Here is a 13,013-nt window from a genome sequence, read left to right on the forward strand (position 1 = left end):
GATTACGATTCCATTGGCCAGCTCATGCGAACACATACGCCACCCTGAGCAGACTCACTGATAGAAACCTCTCCTTGCCCTGCGAACAAAGCTTCAACTCGCTGCTTGAGATTACTTAGACCCACGCCAGAGCCCATGTGACCACTCACGTGATTCAAGCCAACACCTGTGTCTCTGACTTCAATCTTCAAGTTCTGCTGTTCGCGCTTAATGAGCAAGCTGACTTCACCACCTTCTCGCTTTGGCTCAATACCATGGATGATGGCGTTTTCGATTAAGGGTTGAAGCATCATCGGCGGTAGCTCGGTTCTGCCTAATCCCTCTTCCACCTCAATCTTGTAACTGAGTCGGTCACCTAAACGGGTTTGTTGGATGCCTAAGTAAGCCTCAAGTAACGCCGTTTCATTGTCTATGGTGGTGTGCTCTTCGCGTGAGCTTTTAAGCGTTGCACGCAGCAGCGCGGTTAACTGTTCTAGCATCAGCTTGGCTTTATCGACATCTTGCGACATGAGCGCGCTGATATTTGCCAAGGTATTAAATAGGAAATGGGGCTCAATCTGGCTTTGCATCTGCTTAAGCTGACTCAGTAACAGCGCACGGTCTTGCTCTGCTTTCTCGCGCTTGATGGCTTCCAACTCTCGTTGAGCGATCGCATGTTGCTCTCGTGAGTAGAAATAGAAAAAGCACATGGCACTGAACAATAACCCCATGAGTCCAACTGACAGCATACCTGAAATGCCGAAATATTCCCCGAGCCAGAACTGGGCGTTTACCACACCGAACAATAAGCAAGCCGTCAGCGAGATAGCCACTTCCGCCAAACGAGGAATGGTAGGAAACAAACGATCGACAAACCATGAGAAGAAGATAGCCGAATAGCCAAATCCAAAGCTAACCAACACATGGATGTAGAATGGACCGCCCCAAACCGAGAACGTCATTGCTGAGATAAAGAGACAAAATGCCGTGGTCACTAATAAACTACGTAACCACACATTCTCAACTACTGATTTTGCTGAACACATTTAAAACTTCCCTTTGATATTAAATACAATCATATGCTTATCATTGATTTGTGCGTAAGCAGATTGGTCGTCTCCAGCTAAAAAGCGTGCGGCAACTTCCACTTCTACACTTTGATCGCCGGTATCAATCCATTGGTAGTTAAGCCACTGCGTGACAATCACACCGCCATCTTGCGGCGACAGCATCACATCTAACGTGGGTGTTATATCGCTTAACCAGCCCATATCCGCTTTGCCGTTCCATGCTGCCCACGCTTCCACATCCCAACTCCAGTGCAGCATTACGTTATGCTGAACGATATTGGCGTTCTGAAACCCTTGAGCGTAGCTTGTTGCAAGTAGAGATGTTTGGGGGTTAATGGTTTGAGAGAGTAGTTCGCCACGCTCTATTGCTTGTTGCCATTCGCTTTTCGACCATGCTCGGCTGTCGTACCAATATTCAGCAATCACGTTGTGTCCGGCTTGGTTTGCCCAGTTCAATCCAATTAAGGCTTGGAATGCACTGCCCTGCTCCTCAACCGAAACGGGTCGGTAAAGATCATCCTGCTGAAACTGATAGCCAACACTTTGCTTTTGCCACAGCATGGAACCGTGCATGGCGATGGATTCATCCCACACGGCAATGGCACTGGCTCCGAGTAAACCTCGGCGCACATCATCGTAATAACCAATCAGCTGATATTCTGTGTCACCCACTAGCGCATAACGACGAATACCAACACCTTGTTGCTCTACGGCTTGATCCAGTGCACTTTGGTCTTGTTGCCCCCAGCTTGAATCCGTTGCAATCACCGTCCACTCGCCTGCCATATCGTAGTGTGAAAGTGAAAACACACCCGCCCCCTCTTCTGCGACTAAGCCAACAGGGTTTTGTCGATAAGGCTTAAACAGATCCAAAGGTCGGTAGCCATAACCCACGCCCCAATCCACGCGCAACTTACCCAAACTCACATCAAGGGTGGTATCACCGACTTGCCACTCCCCTAGCCAAGCAAGCTCTCGAATCAGCAGTCGGTTATCAGCTTCACTCCACCAATCACTCTTTCCTTGTTGATTGAGGTACAAACCTTGGCTGTACAGAGCAAACAAGCCACTGAAGTTTTGATAGTTGACCTGCACATCCAACAACGCATTGAGTGAATCACGAGAACTGCTCTGCGCCTGCATAAATGCGCTATCACGCTGCTTAGCCGTTTCGTAACTGACAGCCCAATCCCACTCAAAGCTCAATTCATCATTGGCAAAAGCTGGGGCTGCATTGCCCACACACAATGACGCAGCAATCAACAGACTGGTGTTTTTGTTAAGGTTAGGCTGACGCGATTTCATGTCACTTCCTTGCTCGTTTTCATGGATCTACTTACAGAGTTGAGGCTAAAGCTGAGTCGTATTGGCTTTAGGCAAATAGCTTGGGTTGTAGAACTTATTATCCAGTTGCCAAGGCACGATTTCTTGGTACTCGATAACGGTCGTTTTGCTCGGCTGAATGCTATCAAGCAAGGTCATCTCACTGACGTAGTCTTCACCGTTGTCGGTTGCACGCCCGTATAGCGCTTGCTTGGCGAGTTTACCAGAGCGTAAGTAAAGATCGGCTTTGATTGGAAACGCATCTTGCTCAGACAACCACAAATCGATCTTCTGATAGCTCGCCCCTCTAGTTTTCGCGGTTAAAGCAAGGTGATAAGCCGCGACACTTTCTCCGTTCACCGAAACAGCTTCTGTCGCTTTCCATTCACCTTGATAATCTTGGCTCCACGTCAGGGTTGAGATGTCGCCGATAGACGCTTCACCGAGCAGCTTCTGCATTGGCGTAATGCGAATCGGACGGCGGCTCTTCGGCATTTGTAGCCAATAGTTGTCGCCCATCATCAACATCTTTTGCCCAGCTTCGACTGCCGATTTGAACACCACCAGCGATTCACGATTTGGACGCGTGTACACGTGGTAAAGGCGGGTTTTATCTAACTCTTGGTCTTGATATAAGCGCACCAGAGACACCACTTTGGAGGAATCATCTTGCAAGCGATAGCTGTCCGCTTTTTCAATCAATTGCGCGACTTGCTGTGCATCTAACGCTGATTCATTCGCACTGGCATTGATGCTTACAACGCCGCTTACCGTCAGCAATGCAATTGGTAATAGTGATTTGAAATTAAACATAAATCAGTGCCTCCGTAATTGGCTTGTTCACCCCTTTGCGCGCTGAGAAAAACGCCGCAACCAAACAAATCATCAATACTGCAAATCCTGCGACTGCCACCAGCTCCCAAGAGAAGTAAATCGTCAATGGATACCCTTCCGTGCGTCCTGGCGGTGGCGGCATTTGCACATCCACGACCATCAGTAAGACGGTCACTAACGCAGTAAACAAAGCGCCGATTAAGCTGCCAATCACCGCAAGTAACCCTGCTTCGCGCAAGAACCCAGCAATGATTTCGCGAGGGTAGCTACCAAGAGCCGACAAAGTGCCTATTTCACGTGTACGCTCGGTCACCGACATGGTCATGGTGTTGAACAGCGCAACAAAGACCACCAGCGCCATCACTGCACCCATGATGCCGAAGATGCGGTCGTACAAATCTTTCACTTTGAGATAGAAGAACGCGCGTTCCTGCCAAGGCGTAATCTCAATATCTTGATCGCCAAAGTTCTGCTTTTGCTTACTCAGAACCGAAGCCACTTGTTGCTCGACTTGGCTAGTTAAACTGGTATCAAACAGGAAGACAGATAACGCACTGACTTTGTCTGAACCGAGCAGCGATTGCGCACTGTTGATGTGCACGTACAGCTGGCGTTTATCAAGCTCAGGCACGCCAGTTGAATAGATGCCACGTACTTTGAAATCATACGCGTTCAATGCGCCGTCGGTTGTGGTCGCCAGCAAGGTAATCCAATCGCCAACGTGCACGCTTAAGTTGTTCGCCAAATCAACGCCGAGCATCACTTCTGGCTCTGCTGGGTCATAACGCGATGCATGAATGTTGGACAGCGTCTGCCCTTCGCCCACATCCAAAAACGGTCCTTTCATATCGAATTCGCGTTCGTTCACGCCAATACCGATAAAGATCGAGGACTTGTTGCCGTTGGAAATCAAACCGCTGAACTCAACTCGTGGCTGCACGCCTCGCACTTCATTCAACCCAATCAATTGCTTGGTGATGTCGTCTGCATGAGTTAACCCGTTACTCAGCGGCATCTCTTCTTCTTTAGCGAAGTAACCTGGCGTGGTTAACGTCAGATGCCCCGTGTCACGCGCTGTCGATTCTTTCAAACTGTCATAGGTGTACAGACCAAAACCGCCCGCACTGGTTAACGCAAACACGGCAATGGCGATGATCAGCATCGACAACAAACTGCGGCGGCGATTGCGTTGCAGGTTCAACCAAGCAAGGCGAACGGAAACTGGAATTAGCTTGCCCATGAAACCTCCTCCCCACTTGCGTGCGTTTGGGTAATTTTTCCATCCACCAATTCAATGGTGCGATCACAACGGGATGCCATACGAGGGTCGTGTGTAGCGACAATAAAAGTGGTACCAAGCTCGTGTCCAAGTCCTTTCATAATGTCGATGACCTTGTTGGCAGTTTGGCTATCAAGACTTGCGGTTGGCTCATCAGCAATCACCAACGCTGGTTTGTGCACTAACGCACGAGCAATTGCCACGCGTTGCTGCTGACCGCCAGATAGGTTATCGGGCATGTGATGAATAAACTCACCCAAGCCAACGTGTTCTAGCATTTGTGTGGCGAGCTCGGTTTGTTCTGCTTTTGAAAAACCGTTGAGGTGTAGCGGATAAGCCACGTTCTCTAACGCCGTCATCACGGGGACAAGATTGAATTTTTGGAACACAAAACCAAGCTTTTCACGACGCATTTTCGCCGCCTTCATTTGCCCGGTTGGGTATGGGCTGCCTGCAAACGTCACCTGACCTTGGTATTGAGTATCCAGCATACCAAGCACGTTAAGTAGGGTGCTTTTGCCTGAGCCAGACGGTCCACACAGAGCCACCATTTCGCCAGCAAACACTTCACCAGACACGTCTCGCAATGCACGCACCGTTTGGTTGCCAAGGGCGTAATCGCGGCTAAGTTGATTAAAAACGATCATGACTCCTCCCTAATATTTCGCTAGCAGCGCTTTTGCGGTTTGCGTTTCTAAATTGCTGTCACCCAACTGCTCCATTTGCGCTAACCATATTTTGGCTTGTTGAACGTCTTCAGCGCGCAGCGCTGCTTCAATGGCGTAGCGATAAATCCACGAAGTAGCCGCAAAAGGTTGCTGACTAAAACTCGGTTCATCGAGCAGAGAAAGGTACAGCTCGTAGCCACGCTCAAAATGATTGAACATGTCTGGCAGAGAGGTAAACGTAGTGGCTGCCATGGCGGTAGCTAGCTGGTATTCAGGTAAGCCTTGTAAGCGTTGTTGCTCTTACAGTGGTACTGGCTGATTCGCCATTAGGTCCAAACCTTTTTGGATTGTGGCAAGACCACGCTCGGTGAACTTCATCTTGTTCCAAGGCATAAACGCCTCACGACCTTGCAACGTCTCCGCACTGCCCAAGTAAACCAAGGTCACCGGCGTTGCGCCCTGCTCTTCGAGTTGTTTGGATAATTCGCCGTAAACGGTATCAACTAAGCCAGAGTCACCCTGCGCAGCTTGGTTGAATTGACTGAGTGTGCGCTCGCTTGGATTAGCCAGAGCCAGATTGCTGCTAAGTGCAAATGCGGCGATAAACGTACTTGCCAGTTTAAGAGCTTTAATTGAGCGAGATTGAGAAACCATCATGTACTGTCCTTAGTTGAACGTGATTTGATGGTTTCAGATTAAGGGAGAAAATCGCACGCTGCTTTTGCATGCGACCAATGGCAGTTATGTGGAGTGAATGGTATTGAGAGAGGATGAATGGTTTCGCTCCTCTGAAGCCAGCAAAATCGCTTCGACCATTAAGGTCAGCGCTTTAGGCTGATAGTTACGCTGACGATAAACCAAATAGGCTTGGCGATCTCCACGGCTGTAGGATTGCGCGACTTGCACCAGATTCAGCTCAGGTTTCACATGACGAATGGGAATCGAAGCGATCCCCAAGCCGTTTTCCACCGCTTTGATCACTGCGGTTATGTCATTGACCACCAAACGCGGCTTGCAGTTGAGCATGTCCACCAGCTTGTCTTGTTGGTAAATAGGCACTTGTGTGGTGTGCGTGCTGGCAACCCAATCTTGCTTGGCTAAGTCCTCTAAGCTTTCAATGCTGCCGCCCGCTTGCGCTAAGTACTCTGGGCTAACAAAAAAGGCGTGCTCCGCTTTAAACAACGGACGCGCGATCATGTCATCTAACCCGTCCAACTCGAATGTCACCACCAGATCGCGATCGGTTTCTGGAATCGAATTCACTTGGCTAAGCAGAAGGTCAATGGTCACTTTTGGATAGGTTTTGATGTAATCCTCAACCACCTTGTCTACTAAGTCATTGTAAAAGCGGCTTGGCATCACCAACCGGATTCGCCCCTCCACTTCTTGGCTTTGTTGGTTGAGCTGCAAGATGCCGGATTCAATCTGAGACATCGCACTGCTGAGCTGATCAAACGCCTGTAAGCCTGTCTCGGTTGCCACCAATTCACGACCTTTCTTCTCGAGTAATCTCAGCCCTAGACGCGCTTCCAGCGCCGATAAACGACGAGACATAGTAGAGACTGGCAGTTCGAGCTTTTTCGCCGCTGCGAGCAGAGAGCCTTGCTCAACCACTGAGCAAAACAGGTAAAAATCATCAATATTTCCAAATATGGAATTCATACTTCTCCCATTGGTTATTTTTTCCAATTTTAGATTAGTATAACTTAGCCCACTTAGAAAAGAGACCCGAATATGCCGTGAACGCGGCGCTTAATAACGAATGAATACTAGGTACAGACGTGAAAGAAAGTTTTTATAAATACGCGATATACACTGTTTTTTCAGCGGCAGCTTTGTTCTCCGCTTTTTTAGTCACCTCAGACAATGTTTCCCCTTTCACCACCCAAGCGACACTGCATCGTAATGTCGCAACCATTGCGCCGGAGGTATCTGGCGTGATCACCGATGTGATGGTGAACAACGGTGAATTGGTTGAAAAAGGTCAGCCACTGTTTGCTATCGATGCCAGCAGTTACCAATTGAAAGTGGCACAAGCGAAAGCCGAACTGCGCCAAGCACGTGAATCAGATTCCGCGAAATGGCAACAATTGGCAGCAGCGAAACAAACCCAAAGCCAACGCGAGTTCGAATACCACAACGCCAAGCAAAAACTGGCGCGTAACCAAAAACTGCGCAACAAAGGGTTAGCAACTGAGCAGGAGCTGGATGACGCGATCACCAATACACAAGTCGCCAGCAGCGCGGTTGAAGCGGCGAACGCGGAAGTGAAACGTATTGAGGCAGAGCTTTCTACTCAAGACCGTACGGCAGCTATTGAATTGGCAGAAGCAAAACTTGCCAGTGCAGAGCTCGACTTAAGCCACACCCAAATCGTGGCGCAAACCGAAGGCGTGGTAACTAACTTGCAACTGCAATCAGGCAGCTACATCACACAAGGCACAGCTTCGTTGCTGCTGGTGGACGAAGCTCATGCGTGGATCAGTGCAGACTTCAACGAAAAAGGCATTGATAAGCTAACTAATGGTCGCGAAGTGTTGGTGTCCTTCGATGCACTACCAGGCAAAGTGTTTACTGGTGAAGTCAGCAGCCAAGAGCGTGCGATTTACGATACCAACAATGCCAACGGCCAGCTTTCTAGCGTGACCAATGATACTCGCTGGATCCGTGAGCAACAGAAAGTGCGTACCCGCATTTCGGTGAACGATCTCGATCCATCAATGATTTCTGGATCTCGCGCCAGTGTAATCGTGGAAAACGGCAACCCACTCATGGACGCGATTAGCTCGGCTTGGATCCACTTGGTGGCGATGTTCCGCTACATCTACTAGGGGTGAACCATGTGGACCTTCGAAAGCCTGTTTCAAAACCGTTCTGAGCGCAATGAAGCGCTGCGTGTAGCCCTTACTGTGACGATTTGTATGGTGCTGGGCAAACTGTTGAACCTTGATTCTCCAGTTTATCTGGCGCTGTATCCAACCATCATCATGACCAAGAACAAAGACTACTCTTGGCTTGGTCTGCTTCGCACTTTGCTACCTACGTTATTAGCAGCAAGTGCAGCATTAGTGGTAACTGAAGTGTTTTCGCAGCATCCGTTTGTGGTGTGGACCATTAGCTTGTTCTTCTTCGATTTCATGCGCCGCAGAGCCACCACGCCGCTGAAGAAAGGTCAGATGCTAATGCCAACCTTCAACTGGATTCTGATTGTGGTGTTTGCTCAGCATACCACCATGGACATGCCAATGCGCATTCATGAAATACTGCTATCGATGCTGATTACCATGGTCGTCGCAAAAACCATGGTGACTCTGTTCCCTGTTGAACGTGGCGGCAAGCCACCAGCATTTGAAGAAGAGCCTGCTACGTTTGAGAACCGAGCGATTTCACTCGCGTTGATTGGTCTTGGTGTGGCGTTCTTGATGATTATCGACATCATCTCAGCAACGTTTTGTTTGGTACCAGTGATTGCCGCCGCAACACAAACCACACACAAAAGCTTTATCGACGTGGTTGACCGCCGTTTTCAAACTCAGGTGGGCGGCTGTGCATTAGCTGTAGTGTTCACCTTGTTGATGGCTGGGCATCAGTCCACGTTCGGTTACTACACCATCGTATTAGGTCTGCTTGCCTTTATGATTACCGCATCAATGGCAAAAGCGAAGGGGCCAGCCAAGATATTCATGCTGATGCTCTGCTTGCAACCATGCTGCCGATTCAGCTTTATATGACGAGCAATGAACTTGGTCTAGAAAGCACTTTTCTGCGTGCTTGGGAGTTAACGATGACCCTATTTATCCTCTATGCCTTGCATCGGATTACACACCATAAAATCGCTTAATATCTCGCCTCAAATACCCGCTTATTTGAGGCATTTTTCCTGTATGCCTTTCCCATCTTGGCTGCGCGGTTTATTACAAAATCCGAGACGATCCTATAAAAAGTGTGGCGCAAATCTTCAGCCTAGTGTATATCCATCCCACTATTTTCCGACTTGCTTGCTCATAACAGATAGCATCGCTCTTTCTTTTCTACCTCACCTTTGCGTCGCGTCTGTTATTTCCCAATTGGATCCTTAGCATTGGAATAGATTGAACTTATCAAGTTCTGGTTGTTTTCGCCCTAATATCAGGGCGTTATTAGGTTGTAGAAGATGAATAAGCGTTTCTATCCTAGGGTTGATTTGCCACTACTTATGGCGATCATTCCAATCATGCTTCTCAGTTCACTGACTCTTTGGAGTGCCAGCGGATTTAGTGAAGCTATGCTGTTTAAACATTTGGCGCGTTGTGCGTTAACTCTGGTGTGTATTTTGGTCATGTCCTCAATACCGGCAAGCAGTTACCAGCGCTCAGCCCCGTATCTTTATTTCGTTGCCGTGGCTTTGTTGGCTGCCGTCGCATTGTTTGGAGACAGCACCAATGGTTCTCAACGCTGGTTAGATATCGGGTTTTTCCGCTTTCAGCCATCGGAGCTGATTAAACTATCGATTCCAATAATGATTGCTTGGATACTGCACATCGAAGGCGGCAGACCTGACATTCGAAAAATTGCATTGTGTTTAGCGATCACCTGTATTCCTGCCGGCTTAATCGCTCTGCAACCCGATTTAGATGGCGCGATATTTACCGTCATTTATGCTTTATTTGTGTTGTTCTTTGCAGGCATGAGCTGGAAAATCATCGGTGGATTTGTGGTGAGTATTTTAACGCTTGTGCCGATTTTGTGGTTCTTCGTAATGGAAGCGTATCAAAAAAACACGAGTGACTCAATTTTTAGACCCAGAATCAGATCCACTTGGTTCAGGTTACCAAATCATTCAATCACTGATTGCGATTGGCTCCGGCGGTATGAAAGGCAAAGGCTGGATGAACGCCACCCAAGGCACATTAGGCTTTATTCCAGAAAGTCATACTGACTTCATTTTTTCGACGTATGCAGAAGAGTGGGGCTTTATTGGTTGTGTGGTGCTATTGGCCCTGTATTTGTTCATTACAGCGCGTGTGATGCTGTTAGCATGCCAATCTGAGCACTTCTTTGGCCGTCTAGTTAGCGGCGCACTCGCAATGAGCTTCTTTTTGTATGCCTTTATCAATACAGGCATGGTCAGCGGCTTGTTGCCAGTAATGGGCAGTCCACTACCGTTCTTTAGCTACGGTGGTACTGCGATGCTAACCCAAGGCATCTGTTTTGGTGTGATCATGTCTCTGTGTTATTCCAAGTACCGAAACACCTAAACGCTAGTCACAATAAAAAAGACAAACAACACGATCAAAAAAGGCTTCCCTCGGGAAGCCTTTTTTACAACTGGAGAACCGAATTATAGTTCGCCGTTGTGGTATACCTGTTGAACGTCGTCACAGTCATCTAGAAGGTCTAGGAACTTCTGGAATTTTTCTGCGTCTTCGCCTGTTACTGGCGTGTTCGTTTGCGGTACGAATGTGATTTCTTCAACGTCGATCGTTAGATCTGGGAATGCAGCGTTAAGCGCCGTTTTTGTTTTGAAGAACTCAGTGTGAGGTGCGAATACAGTGATAACACCGTCTTCTAGCTCAACGTCAGTAACGTCCACGTCTTCCATCATTAGCGTTTCTAGGATGATTTCATCATCTTCGCCTTTGAATTGGAATACCGCTTGGTGATCGAACATGTGAGAAACAGAACCTTCAACACCAATTTTCGCACCCACTTTAACAAAGCATTGGCGAACGTCTTGGAATGTGCGGTTACCGTTGTCTGTTAGACAGTCTACGATCACGCTTGTGCCGCCAGGGCCAAAGCCTTCGTAACGTGCTGGAGTGTAGTCTTCACCACCGCCGCCGTTCGCTTTGTCGATCGCTTTTTCGATAACGTGTGCTGGTACTTGGTCTTTTTTCGCTTTTGCGATCAGGTGCTTCAGAGACAAGTTCATGTCTGGATCGCCGCCACCGTTTTTCGCACACACGTAAATTTCTTTACCGTATTTGGAATAAACTTTAATTTTCGCGCCTGCTGTTTTCGCCATAGAGGCTTTGCGCACTTCAAAACTTCTTCCCATCGGGATGTCTCTCTAAATTTAATTTTAATGCGAAGGATTTTAGCAAAAAGCGAAACCTTTTCAATTTTCACTTCCGCAAAGGAATGAGGAGGAAACCTCAATCATCGCAATAGTGTTCGCTATTGCGATGGTTCGCTTTACGCGACACCCATTACTCGTTTGTACTTTTCGACTGACTGTTGAAAAACAACTTTTTCGTCAGCATCGTTAATCATAGACAACTGTTCTTGGATCGCCTCAGGGCCACATTTAGCCTCTTTGAGTTTCCAAACCAAAAACGACGCTTGTTTATCAAGCTCGATCTTGTTTTTCTCGTTAGGCGGTAACAGGGAAAGATTAAACGACATTCACAGCCTCAAGGTACCTAAAATTACTAGCCGCGCACTATAACACATGGAGTCGAGTTAACAGAAGTGAAACGCACTGATCTTGATCAAAATCGAGCCGTTTCAGGCGAGCAAGCTGTAATTTCCTCCTTTGGAAGTGCACGCTATCTCAAAAATAGTGATGACAACCAACTAAAAAATAAAAAGGGTAGCCAACAGACTACCCAATGTTTTTCTCTTTAGTGAAATTAGTGAATCAAGCCAAGCTCCCTTGCTTCTTCCATACTCAAACCGCTTTCACGGATCTCACGTAGCGCTTCTATGCGTCTTCTTGCTTCTGCTGATTTCACTGTCTTTTCAGGCTTCACAACGATTTCTTCTTCAGGAAGTTCCCACTTGTGAGCAATGTTAGTCATCTCTTCATGGTTGATAGAATTAATGGACATATTTCCTCCGAACACACCATGTTTTCGATGAGTAATCTATAGCAAACCCTAATTGCGGAAGTAAGCAAAACTGTAGCGAAATGTGACCACTCCCGACCTTTCATCAACTCGTTAATAGATTCATCATTTAAATTTTGCAAACCCCGTGATGAGCGATTAAATTTGAGGGATTCCCCCTAAGAAAAGTAAGCTGATCCAGCTCTCATTTTTACTTTCACAATTTACTTTTCTCAAACAAAAACTTACTCGTCTCAACCTTTTATTTTTGTAATCCATTCTTTTACAGCGACTGATGTCCCCATCACTTTGACCATAATTCATCCACTCGCTAAGCCAATTCGCTGTTGAAGATAAAGCTCTACCTTAATTGCGTTTAGATAATAACAAGCTGTAATTTGGAAACTTGATAAAAAGTGAGCCAGACTATTTAAACGATGTCATAACAAACGGAGTAAGGCTGCCTCATGGATTTGATGACATGGCAAGATCGTCTTTCTGGTTGGCATAACAATCGGAAGTATGATCAAGTAGAAGAGTTAGAAATGATCTTGTATCAGGTTCCGTCATCGGCGTTTGGTCCGGATCTTACTGATGCACAAAGTAAAGCCCTAGCGTGTTGGCTTGATGGCTGTCTGCGCCTCTTTCAACACACAAGGTACCAACACCATCACAAGGCATTTCAAACACTGCAATACACCTGCGCCAAACTCGAACAAGCCGCCATTCAGGCTGCGGCCGATTTGCATATTCGAGATTGGTGTTTAAGGCGTTTACAACACTTAACGGTTTTAGCCTTGGAGTTCTGCAGTCAACAAGATGATCAAACCGTTTGGAAGCAACAGGCAACAAAGGTGATCCAATCCCATATCGTGCTCATGCGATCGTTAAACTGGAATGAATCTGGGAAGCATGATCATGGTTTATGTCATTAATCCGAAAGAATGATCAAGGTAAGGTGCCATCATCCTGAGAAGACTGATTTAAATGACTGGAATTTTAGACAAAAAAAAGCGAGTTCCTTAAGGAGAAACTCGCAAAATCTATTCAGAAT

Annotated in this window: 11 protein-coding genes and 3 pseudogenes; 4 read left to right on the forward strand and 10 right to left on the reverse strand. The window is 47.2% G+C overall.

Annotated elements, in window-relative coordinates; translation table 11 throughout:
* Positions 1 to 2: 2 nt before the first annotated feature.
* The 7 genes and pseudogenes from KHN78_RS19485 to KHN78_RS19515 form a co-directional block, all read right to left on the reverse strand.
* A complete protein-coding gene (locus KHN78_RS19485) occupies positions 3 to 1,025 on the reverse strand; it encodes a sensor histidine kinase (protein WP_211918266.1) in 1,023 nt (340 codons plus the stop codon).
* Positions 1,026 to 2,354, reverse strand: a complete 1,329-nt coding sequence (locus KHN78_RS19490; RefSeq protein WP_211918268.1) for a hypothetical protein — start codon at positions 2,352 to 2,354, stop codon at positions 1,026 to 1,028.
* A gap of 45 nt (positions 2,355 to 2,399) precedes the next feature.
* A complete protein-coding gene (locus KHN78_RS19495) occupies positions 2,400 to 3,185 on the reverse strand; it encodes an outer membrane lipoprotein-sorting protein (RefSeq protein ID WP_211918270.1) in 786 nt (261 codons plus the stop codon).
* Positions 3,178 to 4,446, reverse strand: a complete 1,269-nt coding sequence (locus tag KHN78_RS19500) for an ABC transporter permease (RefSeq protein ID WP_211918272.1) — start codon at positions 4,444 to 4,446, stop codon at positions 3,178 to 3,180. Before KHN78_RS19500 ends, KHN78_RS19495 begins: the two co-directional genes overlap by 8 nt.
* Complete coding sequence (locus KHN78_RS19505) at positions 4,434 to 5,132, reverse strand: ABC transporter ATP-binding protein (RefSeq protein WP_211918273.1); 699 nt, start codon at positions 5,130 to 5,132, stop codon at positions 4,434 to 4,436. The genes KHN78_RS19500 and KHN78_RS19505 overlap by 13 nt, the downstream gene beginning before the upstream one ends.
* Before the next feature lie 9 nt (positions 5,133 to 5,141).
* Positions 5,142 to 5,810 (reverse strand): annotated as a pseudogene (locus tag KHN78_RS19510) (hypothetical protein).
* An 84-nt stretch (positions 5,811 to 5,894) separates the two neighbouring features.
* Positions 5,895 to 6,815, reverse strand: a complete 921-nt coding sequence (locus tag KHN78_RS19515) for a LysR family transcriptional regulator (protein WP_211918275.1) — start codon at positions 6,813 to 6,815, stop codon at positions 5,895 to 5,897.
* A 119-nt stretch (positions 6,816 to 6,934) separates the two neighbouring features.
* Here KHN78_RS19515 and KHN78_RS19520 point away from each other — a divergent pair, with 119 nt between their 5' ends.
* The 3 genes and pseudogenes from KHN78_RS19520 to rodA all read left to right on the forward strand — a co-directional run bounded on the left by KHN78_RS19520 (position 6,935) and on the right by rodA (position 10,390).
* The gene (locus KHN78_RS19520) at positions 6,935 to 7,984 is read left to right on the forward strand and encodes an HlyD family secretion protein (RefSeq protein ID WP_211918277.1); all 1,050 of its coding nucleotides are present in this window, start codon (positions 6,935 to 6,937) and stop codon (positions 7,982 to 7,984) included.
* 9 nt (positions 7,985 to 7,993) lie between these two features.
* Positions 7,994 to 8,994 (forward strand): annotated as a pseudogene (locus tag KHN78_RS19525) (DUF2955 domain-containing protein).
* A 312-nt stretch (positions 8,995 to 9,306) separates the two neighbouring features.
* Positions 9,307 to 10,390, forward strand: a pseudogene (rodA, locus tag KHN78_RS19530) (rod shape-determining protein RodA).
* A gap of 83 nt (positions 10,391 to 10,473) precedes the next feature.
* Here rodA and KHN78_RS19535 read toward each other — a convergent pair.
* The 3 genes from KHN78_RS19535 to KHN78_RS19545 form a co-directional block, all read right to left on the reverse strand.
* Entirely contained in the window at positions 10,474 to 11,190 is a 717-nt protein-coding gene (locus tag KHN78_RS19535) for a YebC/PmpR family DNA-binding transcriptional regulator (protein WP_211918280.1), read from the reverse strand.
* Positions 11,191 to 11,327: 137 nt separating this feature from the next.
* Complete coding sequence (locus KHN78_RS19540) at positions 11,328 to 11,537, reverse strand: DUF3283 family protein (protein ID WP_128812353.1); 210 nt, start codon at positions 11,535 to 11,537, stop codon at positions 11,328 to 11,330.
* A 227-nt stretch (positions 11,538 to 11,764) separates the two neighbouring features.
* On the reverse strand, positions 11,765 to 11,962 hold the full coding sequence (locus KHN78_RS19545) for a PA3496 family putative envelope integrity protein (RefSeq protein ID WP_128812352.1): 198 nt from the start codon (positions 11,960 to 11,962) through the stop codon (positions 11,765 to 11,767).
* 464 nt (positions 11,963 to 12,426) lie between these two features.
* Here KHN78_RS19545 and KHN78_RS19550 point away from each other — a divergent pair, with 464 nt between their 5' ends.
* On the forward strand, positions 12,427 to 12,894 hold the full coding sequence (locus KHN78_RS19550; RefSeq protein WP_211918282.1) for a transcriptional regulator: 468 nt from the start codon (positions 12,427 to 12,429) through the stop codon (positions 12,892 to 12,894).
* The last annotated feature ends 119 nt before the right edge of the window (positions 12,895 to 13,013 follow it).

Origin of the sequence: Vibrio sp. B1REV9 (genome assembly GCF_905175395.2) — a bacterium.
Classification (GTDB): Bacteria; Pseudomonadota; Gammaproteobacteria; order Enterobacterales; family Vibrionaceae; genus Vibrio; species Vibrio alfacsensis.